Genomic DNA, 18,598 nt, shown 5'->3' on the forward strand with positions numbered 1-18,598 from the left:
CCGGGGGCGATGGAGGTGCACCCCAGGCAGGCCTCTGGGCCTCGGAACGGAAGTTAGTGATTGCCTGGGCTGTCCGTCAGGAGGGTCGGCTCAGGTGAGTCACGGGGTCGCCGCGGGATGATCTTGAAGCGGCGGGGGCCGCTCCCTGCCTCTGACCCCACCGCAAAGTCGTGGTCAGGGCGCCACTGCCGCTGATCCTTCGGCTGCCGGGGCAAGGTGTTCTCGCGGCTGAGGTGCCCACAGGCCGTTGGGCGGCATGGGCGGTGCACCCCACGCGTGCACTTCCCGGCCGCAGTCAATGCCGCCCAGATGCCGGCCGGGGTCGACCACCGGCGAGGAGCTGGGCGGCAACCAGCCCGGCTTGGCAGGCGGCCTCCGCCGTAGGCCGGGAACAGGATGCCGCTACTCGGCCGGGGTGCGCAGGCCGGCCAGCATCACCTCGTGCGCGCTCTCACGCTGCCGGGGGGTTGAGGCCGAGTCGGCCATGCGCATGAACGCCGCCACGTCTTCGGCGGTGACGTCCCCGCGCAGTTGGCCGCTTTGCCAGGCCCGGTCGGCGACCGGGGTGATCAAGGAGGCGGTGAGAGTCGTCCCCCGCTCGGCCGCTTGCGGGCTCGTCTTGCACAGAGCGTCGAACAACCGCAGCCCCGCGTCATCGAGCACGCACCCGCGGGTGAACACCGCGCAGAAGGCCTCCCAGTCGTCGGCGATGGCGGCGGCCTCATCCGCGACCTGGCCTGCGCCGCGCGCCAAGTCCTCCAGCAGTTGGAGGACAAGGTCGTCCTTGGTCGCGAAGTGCCGGTAGAAGGTGGTCGCTCCCACTCCCGCGGTCCGGGCGATGGCCTCGATGCTCAGGTCGGGTCCCTGCTCGGCGAAGGCCAGGCGGGCCGCATCGAGCAGCCGCCGCCGGTTGCGAACTTGATCTTTGCGCGGTGCACGCCCATCAGGCCCTGGGCCGTCAGGCCGGCCGCAAGAACCGCGTTGGTGGCGGCTACAGCTACCTCCACAACGCCGTGGACGACCACTCCAGACTGGCCTACAGCGAGATCCTGGCCGACGAAAAACAAGAGACCGCCGCCGCGTTCGGGCGTCCTCAGCCGGTTCGGCGGCGACGACGAGCCGCAGGGCAGGGTGCGGGGAGGCGAACTCGCCGAGTTGAGGTGCCGTTGACGAGCGGCGAACCGATCGACATGTCGCTGAACGTGATGCCTGGACCGTGTCCTCCATGGCTATGGGCCGTTTTGAGGTGAGAGAGCAGGCGGTCGCGAACGCTGGGGTGCACATGACGTCCACTTCCCCTCATCGGGAGCCGATTCGTGTCGGTGTCGTCGGGCTGAGCGCGAGCGGCGGGTGGGCGGCCACCGCCCATGTGCCGGCGCTGGCCGGGCTCGACGGATACGAGGTGCGGGCGCTGAGCGCCGGCAGCGCCGAGTCGGCGCGTGCGGCCGGCGAGAAGTACGCGGTGCCGCTGGCCTTCGACAGTGCAGAGGGGCTGGCCCGCAGTGCGGAAGTCGATCTCGTGGTGGTGACGGTGAAGGTTCCGCACCACCTGGAGCTCATCCGGCCCGCGCTGGAAGCGGGGAAGACGGTGTTCAGCGAGTGGCCGCTCGGTGCCGACCTCGCGCAGGCCGAAGAACTGGCCGACCTCGCGCAGCGCAAGGGTGTGCTCACGGCTGTCGGTCTGCAGGCCCGGTCGGCGCCGCCGCTTCGGTATCTGCGGGACCTGGTCGCCGACGGCTACGTGGGGCGGGTGCTGTCGACCAGCATGCTCGGGTCGGGCTGGATCGGGGGCGCCACGTACGACGACAACTATGCGTACATTCTGGACGTAACGAGCGGCGCCACGCTGCTGTCGATCCCCTTCGGGCACTCGGTCGACGCGCTGACCATGGTGCTCGGGGAGTTCCGCGAGGTGTCGGCTCTCATCGAGAACCTGCGCCCGGAGGTCGTCCACGTCACGAGCGGGGCGGTCGCGGCCAAGAGCGCAGAGGATCAGATCGCCGTCACGGGGGTGCTGGAGTCGGGGGCCGTGGCCGCGATGCACTTCCGCGGTGGGACCTCCCGCGCCACCGCGTTTCATTGGGAGATCAACGGCACGGAGGGCGATCTCGTCGTCAAGGCCGACCAGGCTCTGTGGTTCCAGGGGCGGCTGCGGCTGTACGGCGCCCGAGGAGAAGAGGGCGCGTTGACCGAACTTCCGGTTCCCGCCCGCTATCAGCGCTCGCTGACGCAATGGACCGAGCGATCCGCCGAACCCGCCTGCAACGTCGCCCACCAGTACGCGCTTCTGCGCGACCAGATCACCGGGAGCCTTGCGCCGGACGAGGACGGCGTTCCCGACTTCCGGCACGCCGTCCGGCGACACCGCATGCTGGAGCGGATCCGGGAAGCGGCACGCACCGGACGGAAGGTCACACTCACAGAGCAAGGCGCGTAGCCCCGAAGAGAATCCGGTAATGAGCTCGACGGTTTCGCCCTCGGCCAGGATGCGGTAGGCCGCGGCGACCGAGGGGCGCTTGCCCTGGTTCTTGCCCGAGGTGACGACGAGCTCCAGTGGGTTCTCGGGGCGATGGCCTCAGGCGACAGGCCGGGCCCGACCGAGGGCGGGACGTCCACCTGTGAGGCCATCCAATGTCCGGAATGTCTGATGCCTGCACCGGCGTTGGAGCCGGTGCGAGGACCTTCCTGCGACGAAGGGACGGATGCCATGCCTCTTGAGGGCGAGTATGGACCCAGCACGACGCAGTGGGTGCGCGAGCAAGTGGAGGTGTACGAGAGCTCCGGCGGCGCAAGGGGGACGACACTGTGGGACACGGGGTGGCCCGTGGTGGTGATGAGCACCCGGGGCGCCAAGACCGGCAAGATCCGCAAGGTGCCGGTGATGCGCGTCGAGCACGAGGGGCGTTATGCGGTGGTCGGCTCGCTGGGCGGATCCCCCAGGCATCCGCTGTGGTACTTCAACGTCAAGGCCGATCCGCATGTCGAACTCCAGGACGGCCCCGTACAGCAGGACATGACGGCCCATGAGGCCACCGGCGAGGAAAGGGCCGAGTGGTGGCGGCGCGCGGTCGCTGTCTTTCCGAGATACGCCGAGATGCAGAAGAAGACCTCGCGGCAGTTCCCGGTGTTCGTCCTGGAACCTGTCGTCGGGTAGTGAGCTCAGGGTGTCTCGGGGCCGTGGCGGGCATCCGGCGATGACCAACGTGGATAGCGTCGACACCTCGACGGCAGTTCAGGGCGTTACATCTCAGCGGGGGCTGCAGGTCGGAAGGCGGTCCCCTCGCTTCTTCGGCTACTGAGCGCCCCTCAAGGCGGCTTGGCGCCGTTCATGGAGATGCTGCCGACCGCGTGAGCAGGAGAGCTTTGAGCCGCCTCGCCGACGCCTGCCGGGTGGTTGAGGCGCGGGCGTACCCGATGCTCACTCGCCGCGCGGCACGGGACGCGGGGACGATCGCGCGCGCCGGGCTCTGTCGCACGGTCGAGTCAGGGCACGCTGGTGACGTCGGCCCAGTGGACGGCGCGTCCGGGTTCCGCACGGTCGCCGTGCGCGGCGGTGAGCTGATCGACGATCTCCAGTCCGCGGCCGTGCTCGTGGGGGGTGCAGCTGCCTGCCCAGTCGCCGTCCATGGCGGCAGGGCCTCCGTCGGACACCTCGATGTGCACTCGCTGAGTGCCCGGGTCGCGGCTCAGTCCGAAGTTCAGTGGGGGCCGGGCATGCTCCACGGCGTTGGTGACGAGTTCGGAGACGGTCAGAAGGACCGAGTCGGCCGCGTCCTCGGCGACACTCCACCGAGCCAGGAGTTCTTTGGTGATCTTGCGAGCTTCTCCGGCGGCTTCCGGGCGGTGCGCCAGGGTCCATGTGCCGACGGATGCCGACGGACTGCGAGCAGGGCCCTGCCGGCAGAGCATGAGTCTGACCACCGCCGCGGCGCTCAGCCGGCTGGAGCAGGAAGGTCCGATCCGGCTGACCGCGCTGGCAGCGGCGGAGGGAATCGCCCAACCGTCGATGACAGCCCTGGTGCATCGGCTGGAAGACCAGGGCCTGGCCACTCGAGTGGGCCATCCCGAGGACGGGCGGGTCCGCCTCGTTGCCATCACGGGAGCCGGGCGAGAGCTGATGGCCGAGCGCCGGCGCGCGCAGGGTGCCCGGGTGGCCGACATGCTGGCCGCGTTGCCCGAGCAGGACGTGCGGGCGCTGGGCGAGGCCATGCGCACGGCCCTGCCCATCGTGCGGCGGATGATCCAAGCCGCCCCACAACCCCGCGTTTCCGGCGGCGAATCACCCTCCTGAGCCTCCTGGCTGCGCTCTTCGGTGTCTCCTCCAGCAGGCGGGACCTGCTCCGCTGCCCCGTCGCGCCCCACGCGCGCCGGGCCCGGTCCCGGCACTGCCCCCATATCCGACTTCCGGAAAGGGCGGAGAACCATGAACACCTTCTCGGCACCCGGCACCGATGTGCCGTCGGCGCAGGTACCGGACTACCCCATGGCCCGGGCTGCCCGCTGCCCCTTCGATCCGCCGCCGGCTCTGCACACTCTGCAGGACCAGGCTCCGATCAGCCGGGTGCGGCTGTGGGACGGCAGAACCCCGTGGCTGGTCACCCGCTACGACGACGTACGGGCACTGCTTGCCGATCCACGGATCAGCTCGGAGAGCGACCGCCCGCACTACCCCCATCTGAGCCCGGCCCAAAAGGAGCGCCGGAGGCAGTCGCGGACCTTCATCAACATGGATGATCCGGAGCACGCCCGGCTTCGCCGGATGGTGACCGCAACCTTCTCCATCAGGCAGGTGGAGGCGCTGCGGCCTGCCATTGAGAAGATCGTCGACGGCCTGATCGACACCATGCTCGCCGGGCCCAGGCCGGCGGACCTGGTCGAGGCGTTCGCGTTGCCGGTGCCGTCGCTGGTGATCTGCGAGCTGCTCGGCGTCCCGTATGCCGACCACGACTTCTTCCAGGCCAACAGCAAGATCCTGGTCAAGAGGGACAGCACCGTGGAGCAGGCGCGGGTGGCCACACAGCAACTGCTCGACTACCTGGACCGGCAGATCGGCGTCAAACTCGCCCACCCGGCCGACGACGTGCTCTCCACGCTGGCCGAGCGGGTCAGGGCCGACGAGCTCTCCCGGCACGAAGCGGCCGGCATGGGGATGCTGCTGCTGACCGCCGGGCACGAGACCACCGCGAACATGATCGCGCTGGGCACCCTGGCCCTGCTGCAGAACCCGGACCAGCTGGCCCGGCTGCGCGAGAGCGATGATCCGAAGCTGGTCGCTTCGGCGGTCGAGGAACTCCTGCGCTACCTCACCATCGTGCACAGCGGACGGCGCCGGGTGGCCCTGGAGGACATCGAGGTCGGCGGCGTGACCATCCGCACCGGTGAGGGCGTCGTCCTCGCCAACGACGTCGCCAACCGCGATCCCGACGCCTTCCCCGACCCCGACCCCGACCAACTGGACATCGACCGCAACCCCCGCCACCACGTGGCCTTCGGCTTCGGCGTCCACCAGTGCCTGGGCCAGCCGCTGGCCCGGGTGGAGCTGCAGGTCGTCTACAGCACTCTCTACCGCCGCATCCCCACGTTGAAGCTCGCCGTGGATCTCGACGAGATCCCGTTCAAGCACGACGGGAACGTCTACGGCGTCTACGAACTGCCCGTCACCTGGTGAGCGCGGCCAAGTGCCGCGCAGGAAAGGAGGATCCGATGAAGGTGATCGTCGACCAGAACAAGTGTGTGGCCTCCGGCCAGTGCGTGCTGAGCGCACCGGAGGTGTTCGACCAGCGCGAGGAGGACGGCATCGTCGTCCTGCGCGTCGAGACCCCGCCTGAGGGCCTCGCGGACGACGTCCGGCAGGCCGTCGCCCTCTGCCCGGCCCAGGCCATCTGGCTGGAAGAACAGGAGACGAAGGAGTGAACCGGATCGTCATCGTGGGAGCCTCGGCCGCCGGCCTGACCGCGGCCGAGACCCTCCGCCGCCGAGGCTGGGGCGGCACCCTCACGCTGATCGGTGAGGAGTCCCGTCCGCCGTACGACCGGCCGCCGCTGTCCAAGCAGATCCTGACCGGCGCCTGGGAGCCCGAACGCGCCACCCTGCGCTCCCTGCCGGATCTCGCGCGGCTGCGGGCCGACCTGCTGCTGGGACAGCGCGCGGTCGCCCTGGACGTCCCGGGCCGCCGGGTGCGCCTGGGAGGCGGCGAGAGCATGGGCTTCGACGCGCTGGTCATCGCCACCGGTGTGGCTCCCCGGCGCCTGCCCGACAGCGATCTGGCCGGAGTCCATGTCCTGCGCTCGCTCGACGACGCGATCGCCCTGCGAGCCGCGCTGCGAGCCGGGCCCCAGGTCGTCGTGGTCGGCGCCGGATTTCTCGGCACCGAGGTGGCCGCGGCCGCACGGGCCATGGGCCTGGACGTGACCGTGGCCGAGCCGGAGCCGGTCCCGGTGCGGCGCCCGTTCGGGGACCGGATCGGTGCGCTCGTCGCCGCGTTGCACAGGGACCACGGAACACGCCTGCGCTGCGGAGTGCCGGTACGTCGGCTGCGCGGCGCAGGCGGCCGGGTGACCGGAGTGGAACTCGGCGACGGCACCACGCTCCCGGCCGACACCGTCGTCCTGGCCCTCGGCGCCAGGCCCGCGACCGGCTGGCTGGAAGGTTCGGGCCTGCCGCTGGGAGACGGGGTGGAGTGCGATGCATATTGCCAGGCGGCACCCGGGATCTACGCCGCCGGCGACGTCGCCTCCTGGCCCAATGCCCACTTCGGCACCCGCATGCGGCTGGAGCACCGGATGAACGCCACCGAACAGGCCATGGCCGCGGCCGGCAACCTGCTCGGCGACGTCACCCCGTTCGCTCCCGTGCCCTACTTCTGGACCGACCAGTACGACACCAGGATCCAGGCGTACGGGATCTTCCCGCCGGACGCGGAGATGCGGATCGTCTACGGCGACCCGTCGGACGGCCACTTCGCCGCCGCCTACGGGCACCACGGGAGGGTGGTCGGCGTACTCGGCTGGAACGCACCACGCCAGGTACGCACGCTGCGCCACCTGGTCGTCGACCGCGCTCCGTGGACGACTTTCGCGGCCACACCCGCGCTCAGCCCGGCAGCCGTGAACTGACCCGCTCTTCCGACAGGAAGCAAGGAGGGAGGACTGCCGGTGACCACCGACCAAACCCCCAGCCCGGCAGGCAGTGCCCCCGGCGTTCGGCCCCGCGGTCGCCGTGCCTGGATCAGCGCCGACCACCCCCGCTACAAATGGGTGGCGCTGACCAACACCACGCTCGGCGTGCTGATCGCGACCGTCAACGGCTCGATCGTGCTGATCTCGCTGCCCGGCATCTTCACCGGCCTCCGTCTCGACCCGCTCCAGCCCGGCAACGTCAGCTACCTGCTGTGGATGCTGATGGGCTACCTGCTGGTCACCGCCGTGCTGGTCGTCACCCTCGGCCGACTCGGCGACATGCGGGGCCGGGTATGCATCTACAACGCGGGATTCGTCGTCTTCACCGTCACCTCGGTGATCCTCTCCGCCGACCCGCTGCACGGCTCGGCCGGTGCGCTGTGGCTGATCGGATGGCGCATCGTGCAAGCCGTCGGCGGCGCGATGCTGATGGCCAACTCGACCGCCATCCTCACCGACGCCTTCCCCGCCCGGCAGCGCGGCATGGCCCTCGGCGTGAACATGGTCGCCGGCATCGCCGGCACGTTCATCGGCCTGGTCCTCGGCGGCGCGCTCGTGGAGTGGAACTGGCGCTCCATCTTCTGGGTCAACGTGCCGATCGGACTGATCGGCACCGTGTGGGCGTACAAGTCGCTGCACGAGACGGGCATCCGCAATCCCGGGCGGATCGACTGGTGGGGAAACCTCACCTTTGCCGCCGGGCTGACGGCACTGCTGGCCGCCATCACCTACGGCATCCAGCCCTACGGCGGACACACCATGGGCTGGACCGACCCCTGGGTGCTCGCCGGCCTCATCGGCGGCACGCTCACCCTGGCACCGAAGCGCTCCGGCGCGGCTTCGGCGTGAGATCGGTTGCGCTCGCACGAGTGGTTCCCGGGAGCGGTGCAGGAACGCCTGCCCGAGCAGCCGACCCGCCGCAGGACGGCATTCCCCGGTGCGAAATACTCTCCCGATGAGTTCACGCACTTCCCCGATCAGCCAGCCGATCACGATACGGAGGGCCGTCGCGCGGGATGCCAAACGGCTCACGCGGCTCGTGCGTGGCTCAGGCGCCTACGAGGGTAAGTACGCAGCCGCAGTCGCGGGCTACCGGGTCGGTCCTGATTACATCGAAGCCCACCGCGCCTTCGTAGCCGTCGGCGCCGACGAACATGGAGGCCGGGTCCTCGGGTTCTACTCGCTCGTCCTCGCTCCACCGGAGCTCGACCTGCTGTTCGTCGCCGACGAAGCGCAAGGACGGGGTATTGGACGGCTGCTCGTCGCGCACATGCAGTCCGAGGCCCGTGCCGCCGGGCTCGACCGTGTCAAGGTCGTGTCGCATATTCCCGCCGAGGACTTCTACCACCGCGTTGGTGCAGTGCGGACCGGGACCGCGCTCGCGAACCCGCCCGCCGTGCCGTGGGACCGTCCCGAATTCGAGTTTCGCATTCCTTCGGAATGACGCGGTGTGCCGGTTCGCAGGACACCGGCTTCGCCTGCATGGTGGCCGGCATGCAGGAGCCGCTGGACGCCGCGCGCTCCGTGTGTGCCGTCGTCTCTGCCCTGGCGGGGGAATCGACTGCGCCGGCGGCCTCTCCCGGTGACGCCCTCGCCTCCGGCACTCCCAGGGCCATCGAAATCGCGTACACCTCGGCTCGCTCCACACACGATCGAGGTCGGCCGCGTAAATACGCAGTTCACACAACCAGTGGAAGTAGTCACAGCCCTTGCCCCGTGGAGCTTGGCCGGCCGGCGTCGGTGCGGCCCGCGGTGGAGCGGATCGGCGGGAGGCTCCGGACAGGGGCATCAGAGCCTGACGGTCGTGGGTGTTGGCCAGGTCCGACTCGGCGTTCGGGTCGTCGTAGGCGTCGACGATGGCGATGGTCCTGCCGGAGCCGCTGGCGGAGGCGGCGGAGGCCAGGCCGTAGGCCGACTGCAGGTCGCTGGGGCCGTAGCCGGTGGGGGAGTCCGCGGCGGCGTTCGGCCGGACGGTCTGGGGTGCGATGCCCTTCTTCGCCGCCTGCTCTTCCTGGAAGGCGGTGGTGCCGCTGGTGACGCGCGGGGCGTTGCAGGATGCGGAGCCCTTCTTCGGGGTGCCGGCGCACTGCAGCATCTCCAGGCGGAACCGCCGGCCCGCCCAGCGCTACGGCGTGGGGGGCCGCTGCGGGGAGCGGAGTATGAGCAGGGTGATCTCGCTGGGGGCGAAGACGCGGAAGGGCGGGCCCCAGAAGCCGGTGCCGCGGCTGGTGTAGAGGAGGGTGCGGGTGCCGTGGCGGCTGAGGCCGGCGAGGGCGGGCTGGTCGATGCGGACCAGGTGGTGGAAGGGCCAGATCTGGCCGCCGTGGGTGTGGCCGGAGAGCTGGAGGTCGACGCCGCCGGCTGCCGCCCGGTCGACGAACTTGGGCTGGTGGGCCAGGAGCAGGACGGGGTGGTCGGGGTCGGCGCCGTGCAGGGCTCCGGCGAGGTGGGCGCCGTGGCCGGCGAGGCCGGAGGATTCGGCGGTGACGTCATCCACGCCGGCGACCACAAGGGTGTCGCCGCCGCGTTCGAGCAGCAGATGACGGTTGCGCAGCGGCTCCCAGCCCAGCTCGTCCATCAGGTCGACCCAGCCCTGGGCCTCGCTGTAGTACTCGTGGTTGCCGGTGACGTAGACCCGGGCCCGGGTGGCTCGCACGGTGCCGAGTGGGGCGGCCTGGGCGCGGCGGCGTTCGGCCGTGCCGTCCGCGATGTCGCCGGTGTGGCAGACCAGGTCGGCCTTCAGCGTGTTGACCGTCTCGCAGACCCGCGCCGACCAGCGGGCGCGGTCGAGCGGGCCGTAGTGGGTGTCGGTGATGAGGACGACGCGCGTGCCGTCCAACCCGGCCCCCAGGCGCGGAAGTTGGACGTCCAGGCGGCGTACCCGTGGTACCCGGCGGGCCTCGGCGTACCCCCAGGTGAGCAGCACGGTGGCTGCGCCGAGGACCGCCCAGGTGACGATCCGGGCCCGGTCCTGGCCGTCGCCGACGCCGGTCACGGTCAGGACGAGCCGCAGCGGGACGCCGAGCACGACGGACCAGGTGAACAGGGTCCAGATGGTGCCCAGCAGGGTGTCTCCGACGATCGCCGCCCAGTCCTGCTGGCGTCGGCCGTGGCCGCGCACCATCGCGAGCGGCATACCGATCAGGCCGAGGGCGAACAGGGTGGTGCCGGCGAGCGTGACAGGGAGCGGCCAGTGCTGGCCGGTGTGCAGCAGCAGCCAGCCGGGCACGGTCCACAGCAGGACAGGGGCGATCAGGGGGAGGTAGCGCATCAGGCGGTGCAGTCGGCTCTGCTGAGTCGCGTGCGCTGCACTGTCGGCGGATCGGGTTTCGCTGGTGTCGGTCACGCTTCCCCTCCTTGAGCAACCAAGCTGCCGTCGCGCGCACTGTATCCGGCCGTCCCGGGCCGGTCGGACGGACGGGGTGCTCATGGTGGGCAGCCCCATGTGGCGAGGTGGCCTCCGAGTTCGCCCCCGGCTCACGCGGTTGGTGACTCTGCTCCTGACCGGGGCCGCGGCGGCTTCGAACGGTGAGGCGTAGAAGCTCCGGAAGCAGTGGAGAGTACAGCCCATCGTCCCCACGATTCTGACCGCCCGATGCGGCCCGGTACCGGCAACGTGACGCGCCATCGGACCGGAAGGGGGACGGGCATGTCCAGTTCGACCATGTCCAGTACGCCGCCTGCCCCGCAGACTTGTCGTCGACGCTCTGCGGGATACCGCGATCTGCTGAAGTAGGCCAGGAAGTGGGGAGCCGAGAGGCTGCCCGCGAGGTCTTCCACCTGGTCGGACGGCTACAGCCAGGACCCCGCTCATAGGGGCTGTGTGAGACGACGAAGCCCTGCGGGAACGCCCCCGTGGGGCTTCGAACACGCGCGTTATGAGGGCGTGCAGACTCCGGCGCGGGCACCGTGCGACCGCGAGCGCGACATTCAGCAGGATCCTGCTCGGCTCGTGCACTCCCCGCGGCCTGCGCCAGGACGCCGGAGCGGCCGATGTGGCCTGATCCAGCCCGGTCTTGCGGACGGTCTCCACCAGAAGCACGCCGCCCGCCTGGCTGACGACCCCAAGGGGCCACCGCCCTCGACGCGGACACGCGGATAGGACCCGATACGTTTCTTCACCTGGGAAGCGCTTCTTTCCTGGCAACCGACAGGACCTTCGACAAGCTCTATCGTTGCAGGTCAGGAGTGCTTCTCTCGTTTTCGATTACACCTCGGACGCTGGCCCACGTGAAAGCTCGAGGCCAGGCCGCCCGCCTCGCACCACGCGAGGAAACCGGCACCGCCCATAGCCTCCGGACCGCACGACCCGCGCTTGGAAGGCAGGACGAGCTCAACTCACTGCCACGCCGTAGGGGCTGTTGCCGACGGTGACCGTTGCGAGGACCTTGCGGGACTTGGGGTCGATGACCGTGAGGGTGCCCGCGGCCTGCTCCGTGACGTAGATGCCGTGGCTGGTGACCTCAAGGTTGAACGGGTCGGTGCCGGGAGGGCCCACGGAGATGGCCGACGAGACGCGGTTGCTGCCAGTGTCGATCACAGACACCTTGCCCGGGCCGAGTACGGCGGCGTAGACCGATTTGTCGTCCGGCCCGATGGCCACGTCGAAGGGGCCTTCGCCGACGGGCACCTCAGTGGTCTTGCGGGTGCGGGTATCAACGGCCAGGACGCGTGCTGCGACCTCGTCGGCGACGTAGGCGGACTTGCCGTCGGGGGTGACGACGACGCCCACAGGGGAACGCCCCGCGGGGAGGTTCCCGGTGACCAGGCGTGTACGGGTGTCGATGACCGACAGCGTGCCCGACCCGGAATTCGCGACGTAGGCGGTACTACCGTCACGGCTGAAGGCCACGTTCACCGGGGATTTGCCGACCGGGATGCGCGCGGTGATCCGGTTGGTTCCGGTGTCGATCACCGAGACGGTGTTCGAGCCGCCGTTGGCGACGTAGAGCGATCTGCCGTCGGGCGTGATGCTGACACCCGTGGGGCTCTTCTCCACCGACACGGTCGTGGTGATTTTGTTGTTGCGGGTGTCGAGCACCGCTACCTGGGCCGAACCGTTGTCGGCGATGTAGACGTTTCTGCCGTCCGGGGTGACCGCGACACCTTCGGGTGCTGTACCGGTCTTTACGGTGGCGAGGACCTTGTAGGTGTGGGCGTCGATGACCGAGAGCGTGTTGTCCTGCTGGTTGGTGACATACACGCGGCCGCTGGAGCCGGGGCCGTCGGAGGGCGCAGGCATCCTGGCTGCGGCATGCGTTTCGGCCGACCCGGCGGAGGTGCAGGAGGTCAACAGGATGCCGATGGTCGCGGCTAGGGCGGGTCGGAGTGTCCTGGGGTGTCGGCGGCCGCTGCCGGCTCGGGTCCGCAGGGCAGAGAACATCTCGCCTCCTGTGCGCATCACAAGGGATTGGTCCGGGACCGGCCGGCATCGTGCCGACGGCCGACGGCCGACGGCCGCCGGGTGACAAGGGTCGGGGTCGAGTTCAGGTCAACAGCCCGCGGGCGTAGTAGTCCTTCTCGTCCCGGACTCCAGGAAGTGCGAAGAAGTAGCCCCCGCCCTTCGGCGTGATGTAGGGCACCAGCGCCTCGTCTTCCAGCCGGGTCTGCATGGCGATGTAGGTCTTGAGTTCTCGCTGGAAGCAGACGAACGCATGGCCCATGTCGAGTTCCGGCTCATTGGGGCTTCGGTCGTAGTCGTAACTGCGGCGCAGGATGGTGCTGGTTGCCGCGGTGTCGGGGGTCTGGGGATTGGCGCGGCGGATGTGACAGTTCAGCGGGGTGATCAGGCCCTGCGGGTCATTGGTGTAGATGGGGTCGAGGAGGTCCGAGGCGTTCTCGCCCACGGCGTACATGGGAGCACCGCTCGCCTTGCGGCGGCCGAAGATCCGCTCCTGCTCGGCGACGGGCACCTTCTGCCACGCCTCGATGTGGAAGTGCACGATACGCACCGCGTGGTACGTGCCGCCCGCGGCCCAGTCCGGTTCGCTGGACTTCGGCTGGGCCCAGACCCACTGGTTCATCTGCGCGGAGTCGGTGGTGTCCGGATTGGCGATGCCGTCCTTGAAGCCGAACCAGTCGCGCCGGACACCCACGGGGCGTTCCGGGTTGCGCTGACCGTCGATGCGCCAGCGCAGCTTCATCGCGGACTTGGTGTGGGTCAGGATGTCGATCAGTGCGTGCACCGTCGTGTCGCGGTGATCGGCACAGATCTGGATGAGCAGGTCCCCCTGACTCAGGGCGGGATCCAGGTCATCGTGGAGGAAGGGCTTCATTGGCACGAGCTGGACCGGCTTGCGCCCGCTCAGTCCGTAGCGGTCGTCGAACAGGGATGCGCCCACTCCGACGGTCAGGGTGAGACCGTCCGGGACGACCGTGGGTCCCAGGATGCCGCTGTCCGATGGCGTTGAGGGCGGGGGCTCCTTCGGGGGCCTGCCGCCCGCCGTGAGGAAGCGGGCCCGCGAAGTCAGCGTGCGGAACAACTCCGTGAGTTCTGCACGGTCGGAGGCGGTCACGTCGCACGAGAGGAAGATCGCGTCCTGTTGGGGCGGAGTGAGGATGCCGGCCTGGTGAGGGCCGTACAGGGGAATCACACGCGACATCACGCGCCGCTGACCGCTGCGCACCGGGGCGGCGAGCGCCACACCGTCGCCCAAGACGGTCCCGCCCGTCGCTCCGGCCAGGCCCGCAGCCGCACCCTGAAGGAGCGCCCGCCGAGCGAAGGCGCCCATAGGGCATCCGCCGCCGATCCCCACGTTTGATCTCGGAGTTGCTTCCCCAGTCATGGTTCTCCTCAGGTAAGGAACCAGGTGGTGGCGTACGGCGCTGGCATGAGCGGTTTCCCTGAGCCGGCTCGGCGCCGAAAGGCGCATGACCGCATACGGCAGCCGCACCGGCGCCTGGAACGCCGACAGCTGCGTGACTGTCCGCAAAAGTGAACTTATCGGACACGGGTGGTGGTGCAACTCGGGTGGGCGTCGCGCGGCCGAGCCTGCACCGCCGACGTCGTGCGTCGGCTGGCGACCCTTTGAGTACTGGGGGCCGAATTGCTCACCCCGAGCCTGGCCGGCCCACCGTGCTGGACCGGCTCCTCGGCGTTCTCCTGGTGTTCGCCATCCGCAACGACTTCCGCCGCAGCTCGACCGCGCCCCGTTGGTACCAGGCATCCGCGGATCCCCGGCTGAACACCGCGCTGCAGGCCATGGACGAGAACGCCGGCCATCCCTGGTCGGTCCCCGAACTCGCCGCGATCAGCGGCCTGTCCCGGGCGGCCTTCGCACGGACCTTCCGCGACGCCCTCGGCCAGACTCCCATGCAGTACCTGACCGACTGGCGGATGGCTCTCGCCCGCGACCACCTGCGTACTGGCGAGCTCGGGCTGACAAATATCGCCCGCACCGTCGGCTACAGCTCGCCCTAGGCGTTCGCGGCCGGCTTCCGGCGCCACCACGGCGAGCCGCCCGGGACCCGGCGGCAACGGGAGTCGCTCCGCGCGGAGGCATGCCCCGGGAATGAGGCGGACACGCCAGGAGGGGGTCGCCGAGCGCGGCGCCGCTGCAGAGGTGAGCGCGTTACACGGAGCGGCGCAGGCCCTCCAGTGCTCCGGTCAGCGCCACTTCGAGATAGCCCAGGCGGTCCGTGGCGATCAGCATGGCCGCGTCTCCGGAGACCGCGCTCAGGATCCCCGTTGCCACCCGATCGGCGTCGCACCAGGGCCGATCTCTCCGCTGCCCTTGAGGCGCTGCACGCCCTCATCGCGCAGTTGCTCGACGACGACTCGGGCTTGTGCGGCCTCGAAGCTGATCCGTCCGTCCTCGGCGGTGATGACGGCCTCGCCGTCGAGAACGGCTCCGGCAGGGAGGTGGTCGCCGGCGAGGGCAAGGTCTCCCCGTACGGCGGTGACATCGCGTCCGGAGCGGGCCTGCAGCCGGACCCCGTCGCCGGTCCGCCACATGATCATTCTGTGGCCGTCCAGTTTCACCTCGTAGCTCCAGTCCGTTCCGGTGGGGAGTGCCGGTACGGACTGGGCGAGGGCGACGGAGACGGGCCAGTCCACCTGTCCAGCCTGCGGCGGCCGTGGCCGCGACGCCCGTCGGCGTCGTCGGGAAGCAAACCGCATTGGGGGCTCATAGGTTGGTGGGGCTCGGGGTTGTCGTGGAGGTCTGTGATGCCCCGACCGCTGTGGAACGGCGCCAATTCCTTTGGCTTGGTGACTTCTCTGAACTGGCCCATCGTTGTCGGCCATGCGTGGTGTTCAGGGGAAGACGACTCTCGCCGCACAGGGCGACGCAGTCGGAGCAGATCCACACCCCGGGCCCGGCAATCAGGCGGCGCTCCTCGCTGCGGGGATGGCCGTGCAGCGGTCTGTCGTGGTGCGATGGTGGATCTGGCGACCATGCCGGGGCGACAGCCCACGACGACACGCGCGCCGGCGCAAAGGCTTTCGTCCGGGAGTCGTTGAAGGAGATGCGAATGCGCAGCACGAGCGGGTCGTTCCGTCGGGATGCCGCAGCCCGGAGTGTGCGCCGGCACGACGCCCGGCCCAACAAGTCCGTCGTCCAGGACGGAGTCCCCGCTGCACGATGAAGTGCTGTCTGAACTCCTGGTCAAGAGGATTCTGCGCAGCTGCTCGGCCGCCTGGTCAGCTCGCCGTTTACGCTGCTCGGGAGGTCTTTCAGCTGGTCAGGCCCACACAGCCATAGCCCCCGTTATAGGGGCGTCTGTGACAGAACAGGCGATGCAGACCCCCCGCTGGCTCGCCCCAGCCGAAGGCTCTGTCGCGTACTGAGTCGGGCCCGGCCGCATGTACGCCCCCCGGTTCGAGGGCACGGGATGGCGCGGGGAATGGATGGTCGGCAGCGCTTGCCTCCGGCGGTAGCCTCCTGCTGATCTGAGAACCCGTCCGCACCGTAGGTGGAGGACTCGACCCGCAACATGGCGGCGACGAGCGCCACGTCAGCCTCCCCGTGGTCTCGTCCTGCGGGTCTGAGGAAGCAATCGGTTCTTGAGACGGCGGTGCGCATGTCAGGCCACTCGCTAGTCGAAGTCGTAGTCGATGAAGGCGAGGCAGACAACGGTTCCGTCCGGCTCCACTGCTGAGTAGCCGTCCCTCTCCTCCCCTTCGACAGGAAAGAACAGGGCGTTGCCTCCGCGATCCGGATCGGTGATGATCTCGGCATAGTTGGCTTGGCGACCCTCAGCGTCTCCGGCCGCGATGATGCACTTGGCATTGCGGAGATGGGCCTCGGCGCCTTCCACTCCGGCCTGCTTCGGGTCGAACGGGGAGCTGCACAAGACGGCGTATCCGTCTAGCGGGGCCGGTTCGTAGCCGTTATATCCGTCGCCCCAGTCGGCCGCCGCGATACGGGCGGCGTCCGCCAGCGGCACGACGACGATGTTGGCCCGGGCAACCGGAGGCTTGTCGTCCTCCCGGCACCAGTAGAAGCCCGCATATACCGGAGCCTTGCTCAGTCCTGTGGGCAGTCCATCGTGATACCAGCCGCCGCGACCCATCCCGAACCAGGTAACCTCCCCCTCTAGCGTCAACTCCCCTATGTAGGCGAACCATTCTGCTTTGAGCGTGCACATGTCGCGATTGCGGTTGATGTGATCCACGCATTGCCGTAACAAGGCGTCAATGGTGTCCGTGACGCCCACAAAATCTTCTGGATCCTTGACTGAGGTCATGACACGAACAATGGCACAGGGGACTGACAGCCCCGCCTCCCCACCGCTACGCAGTGGGGCCCTCACCGCAGCCTCGCGGACCCGGTCGCGCAGCCGGTCGTGGAACTCGGCGGTCAGGCCCTTGTCCCGCCAACGCCGGAAGAAGGCGTAGACACGGTCCCACGCGGGGAAGTCCGCGGGCATCGCCCGCCAGGTGATACCCCCCGCCCACCAGGTAGCGCACCGCGTCGACCAGCTGCCGGTGGCAGTAGCCCTCCGGTTACCCGCCGCGGCCCTCCAACCAGCCGGGGACCGGCATCGCGTCGCGCACGACCGCCCACTCCGCATCGCTCAGGTGCGACGGATATCTCGGCCGCCTGTACGGCCGATCACCGGCGTTCCCGAACCGGTGAGCGAGGCAATCACACGTCAGGGAAGCCGAGTTGGACGCCAACAACGCCGCCCACGCGCGGGCGAAATCGTCCGTTGCCTCAAGCGCTATGCGGCCCGGGAGGTCTTCCACCTGGTCAGACAGTTACAGTCAGGACCCCGCTCATAGGGGCAGTCGTGACGTACGGCAGCTGGGTGAAACGCTTTCATCAGCGGCGCCGATTTCTCGGACGCAACGAGGACGTCGATGTCGCCGATCGTCTCCCGGACGCGGTGCAGCGACCCGGCGTAGGTGCAGCGGCGGTAGCCGGTCACGCGGGACAGTTCCCCGACGATGCCGTCGGTGAGGTCCAGGGCCACGTCGAGCAGGACCCCGCCGTAGAAGATGGCCGCGTCGAAGGCGTCACGGGTGTGCAGGGTGATGAACGTCGGCGCTGCCTGCCGCCACGCCTCCCACTCGGTGACGAGTTTCCCCTGCCACACCCCGAAGCGGGCCCCGTCGCGGTCCGCGAGCAGCGCCGCCCTTCCGGGAGGGAACGAGATCGGCCCCACTGCCACGGTCCCGCCGCGCTCCCGGATGCGGGCGGCCGTCTCGTCCGCGTTCGCCACGGCGAAGTACGGCGTCCAGGCCACGGCCATCTGCCACGGGGTGGCCATCTCCGCGACCGCCTGGTCTCCTGCGACGGCCGACCTGCCGGCACAGGGAAGTGCGACCACACGCTGATGCCCCACGCCAGGACCGCTGCCGCTGCGCTTCGCGCCTACCGGTCCGCATGGGCCGCTCTGCTGCGGGATCCGCTGAGCTCGCTCAGTTACTGCCGGCTCGACGACGCCGCCTACACACTCTGCGTCCTCATGGGACAACGCAACGCCGCCGACGCCGTGGCACAGGCAGAGAGCCTTCTCGCCCGGGCCTCGGCCGAGCACGGCAGGCGCCGAGGCGGGCAAGCGCGCACCGCTGTCCGCTGACGCCGATGCCGTGCCGCGGCCGACGTGCTCGGTCCTTCGGCACCCAGGCCGTGCCCGCGGGTACCGCCTCGCGCGGCAAACAGTGGATTTATGGTGGTCGTGAGGGATTTTCTTCGGTCATCGAGCCGAGCGGTGTAGGCCGCTTCACCTGGTGCCCTGCTTGCCCGTCTGCGGGGGCGTCATGCGAGTCGAACTGATTCAACCCGCCGTCAGCGTGCTCTTCGACGTGCCGGACGAGATGCACGAGGAGATCATGGCGCTCATCGTCGCGGTCACCGCGGACGCGGAGATGCGGGCCCCGGACCTGGCGGCAGCGTTCGGCGAGTGGTGCTGGCTCGTCTACACGGTCCACGGAGACGTGATCGAAGTACTGGACGTCGGCTGCGCACGGTGAG

General features: G+C 69.5%; 19 protein-coding genes and 5 pseudogenes. 12 read left to right on the top strand and 12 right to left on the bottom strand.

All coding sequences use genetic code 11. The features are described 5' to 3' along the window. Positions 1 to 402: 402 nt before the first annotated feature. Positions 403 to 900, bottom strand: coding sequence for a TetR/AcrR family transcriptional regulator (locus OG747_RS37310; RefSeq protein ID WP_405885898.1), 498 nt, complete (start codon positions 898 to 900; stop codon positions 403 to 405). Positions 901 to 941: 41 nt separating this feature from the next. Between OG747_RS37310 and OG747_RS37315 the strand changes: the two are divergent. From OG747_RS37315 to OG747_RS37325, 3 genes and pseudogenes are all read left to right on the top strand, one after another. Continuing rightward, positions 942 to 1,085, top strand: a pseudogene (locus OG747_RS37315) (IS481 family transposase); the annotation flags it as partial. A 197-nt stretch (positions 1,086 to 1,282) separates the two neighbouring features. After that, complete coding sequence (locus tag OG747_RS37320) at positions 1,283 to 2,437, top strand: Gfo/Idh/MocA family oxidoreductase (protein WP_405883773.1); 1,155 nt, start codon at positions 1,283 to 1,285, stop codon at positions 2,435 to 2,437. Between the two features lie 270 nt (positions 2,438 to 2,707). Beyond that, positions 2,708 to 3,154, top strand: a complete 447-nt coding sequence (locus tag OG747_RS37325) for a nitroreductase family deazaflavin-dependent oxidoreductase (protein WP_405883774.1) — start codon at positions 2,708 to 2,710, stop codon at positions 3,152 to 3,154. A gap of 329 nt (positions 3,155 to 3,483) precedes the next feature. On the opposite strand, the gene OG747_RS37330 is transcribed toward OG747_RS37325, so the two are convergent. Further along, positions 3,484 to 3,909, bottom strand: coding sequence for an ATP-binding protein (locus OG747_RS37330; protein ID WP_405883775.1), 426 nt, complete (start codon positions 3,907 to 3,909; stop codon positions 3,484 to 3,486). Here OG747_RS37330 and OG747_RS37335 point away from each other — a divergent pair. The 6 genes and pseudogenes from OG747_RS37335 to OG747_RS37360 all read left to right on the top strand — a co-directional run bounded on the left by OG747_RS37335 (position 3,908) and on the right by OG747_RS37360 (position 8,622). Next, positions 3,908 to 4,291: a MarR family winged helix-turn-helix transcriptional regulator gene (locus OG747_RS37335; RefSeq protein WP_405883776.1), complete on the top strand. Its 384-nt coding sequence runs from the start codon at positions 3,908 to 3,910 to the stop codon at positions 4,289 to 4,291. The genes OG747_RS37330 and OG747_RS37335 overlap by 2 nt on opposite strands. Positions 4,292 to 4,423: 132 nt before the next feature. After that, entirely contained in the window at positions 4,424 to 5,668 is a 1,245-nt protein-coding gene (locus OG747_RS37340) for a cytochrome P450 (protein ID WP_405883777.1), read from the top strand. A 35-nt stretch (positions 5,669 to 5,703) separates the two neighbouring features. Further along, positions 5,704 to 5,913 carry a ferredoxin gene (locus OG747_RS37345; protein ID WP_405883778.1) on the top strand — a complete coding sequence of 70 codons (210 nt, stop codon included), beginning with the start codon at positions 5,704 to 5,706 and terminating at the stop codon, positions 5,911 to 5,913. Continuing rightward, entirely contained in the window at positions 5,910 to 7,115 is a 1,206-nt protein-coding gene (locus tag OG747_RS37350; RefSeq protein WP_405883779.1) for an NAD(P)/FAD-dependent oxidoreductase, read from the top strand. Before OG747_RS37345 ends, OG747_RS37350 begins: the two co-directional genes overlap by 4 nt. Before the next feature lie 39 nt (positions 7,116 to 7,154). Beyond that, positions 7,155 to 7,994 (top strand): annotated as a pseudogene (locus OG747_RS37355) (MFS transporter); the annotation flags it as partial. 139 nt (positions 7,995 to 8,133) lie between these two features. Further along, positions 8,134 to 8,622 carry a GNAT family N-acetyltransferase gene (locus OG747_RS37360; protein ID WP_405883780.1) on the top strand — a complete coding sequence of 163 codons (489 nt, stop codon included), beginning with the start codon at positions 8,134 to 8,136 and terminating at the stop codon, positions 8,620 to 8,622. Between the two features lie 369 nt (positions 8,623 to 8,991). On the opposite strand, the pseudogene OG747_RS37365 reads toward OG747_RS37360, so the two are convergent. The 5 genes and pseudogenes from OG747_RS37365 to OG747_RS37385 form a co-directional block, all read right to left on the bottom strand. Further along, a pseudogene (locus tag OG747_RS37365) lies at positions 8,992 to 9,273 on the bottom strand (peptidase S8); the annotation flags it as partial. Positions 9,274 to 9,303: 30 nt separating this feature from the next. Then, a complete protein-coding gene (locus OG747_RS37370; RefSeq protein ID WP_405885900.1) occupies positions 9,304 to 10,524 on the bottom strand; it encodes a metallophosphoesterase in 1,221 nt (406 codons plus the stop codon). A gap of 564 nt (positions 10,525 to 11,088) precedes the next feature. Next, positions 11,089 to 11,300 (bottom strand): annotated as a pseudogene (locus OG747_RS37375) (IS1380 family transposase); the annotation flags it as partial. A 211-nt stretch (positions 11,301 to 11,511) separates the two neighbouring features. Further along, entirely contained in the window at positions 11,512 to 12,579 is a 1,068-nt protein-coding gene (locus OG747_RS37380; protein WP_405885902.1) for a cytochrome D1 domain-containing protein, read from the bottom strand. Positions 12,580 to 12,664: 85 nt separating this feature from the next. Beyond that, positions 12,665 to 13,909 carry a Dyp-type peroxidase gene (locus OG747_RS37385; RefSeq protein WP_405883781.1) on the bottom strand — a complete coding sequence of 415 codons (1,245 nt, stop codon included), beginning with the start codon at positions 13,907 to 13,909 and terminating at the stop codon, positions 12,665 to 12,667. 344 nt (positions 13,910 to 14,253) lie between these two features. On the opposite strand from OG747_RS37385, the gene OG747_RS37390 reads away from it, so the two are divergent. Beyond that, positions 14,254 to 14,598, top strand: a complete 345-nt coding sequence (locus OG747_RS37390; RefSeq protein ID WP_405883782.1) for a helix-turn-helix domain-containing protein — start codon at positions 14,254 to 14,256, stop codon at positions 14,596 to 14,598. A gap of 151 nt (positions 14,599 to 14,749) precedes the next feature. On the opposite strand, the gene OG747_RS37395 is transcribed toward OG747_RS37390, so the two are convergent. From OG747_RS37395 to OG747_RS37415, 5 genes and pseudogenes are all read right to left on the bottom strand, one after another. Further along, positions 14,750 to 14,872 carry a hypothetical protein gene (locus tag OG747_RS37395; RefSeq protein WP_405883783.1) on the bottom strand — a complete coding sequence of 41 codons (123 nt, stop codon included), beginning with the start codon at positions 14,870 to 14,872 and terminating at the stop codon, positions 14,750 to 14,752. Beyond that, complete coding sequence (locus OG747_RS37400) at positions 14,854 to 15,234, bottom strand: hypothetical protein (RefSeq protein ID WP_405883784.1); 381 nt, start codon at positions 15,232 to 15,234, stop codon at positions 14,854 to 14,856. Before OG747_RS37400 ends, OG747_RS37395 begins: the two co-directional genes overlap by 19 nt. A gap of 70 nt (positions 15,235 to 15,304) precedes the next feature. Next, positions 15,305 to 15,661 (bottom strand): ClpX C4-type zinc finger protein, encoded by a 357-nt coding sequence (locus OG747_RS37405; protein WP_405883785.1) that lies wholly within the window; start codon positions 15,659 to 15,661, stop codon positions 15,305 to 15,307. Positions 15,662 to 16,214: 553 nt separating this feature from the next. Further along, the gene (locus OG747_RS37410) at positions 16,215 to 16,865 is read right to left on the bottom strand and encodes a hypothetical protein (protein ID WP_405883786.1); all 651 of its coding nucleotides are present in this window, start codon (positions 16,863 to 16,865) and stop codon (positions 16,215 to 16,217) included. Between the two features lie 735 nt (positions 16,866 to 17,600). After that, positions 17,601 to 17,918 (bottom strand): annotated as a pseudogene (locus OG747_RS37415) (VOC family protein); the annotation flags it as partial. Positions 17,919 to 17,957: 39 nt separating this feature from the next. Here OG747_RS37415 and OG747_RS37420 point away from each other — a divergent pair. After that, positions 17,958 to 18,203: a DUF5133 domain-containing protein gene (locus OG747_RS37420; protein ID WP_405883787.1), complete on the top strand. Its 246-nt coding sequence runs from the start codon at positions 17,958 to 17,960 to the stop codon at positions 18,201 to 18,203. A 181-nt stretch (positions 18,204 to 18,384) separates the two neighbouring features. After that, positions 18,385 to 18,597: a hypothetical protein gene (locus tag OG747_RS37425; protein ID WP_405883788.1), complete on the top strand. Its 213-nt coding sequence runs from the start codon at positions 18,385 to 18,387 to the stop codon at positions 18,595 to 18,597. Position 18,598: the final 1 nt, after the last annotated feature.

The sequence above is a fragment of the Streptomyces sp. NBC_01384 genome, from assembly GCF_045040035.1.
In the GTDB taxonomy this organism is placed as follows: Bacteria; Actinomycetota; Actinomycetes; order Streptomycetales; family Streptomycetaceae; genus Streptomyces.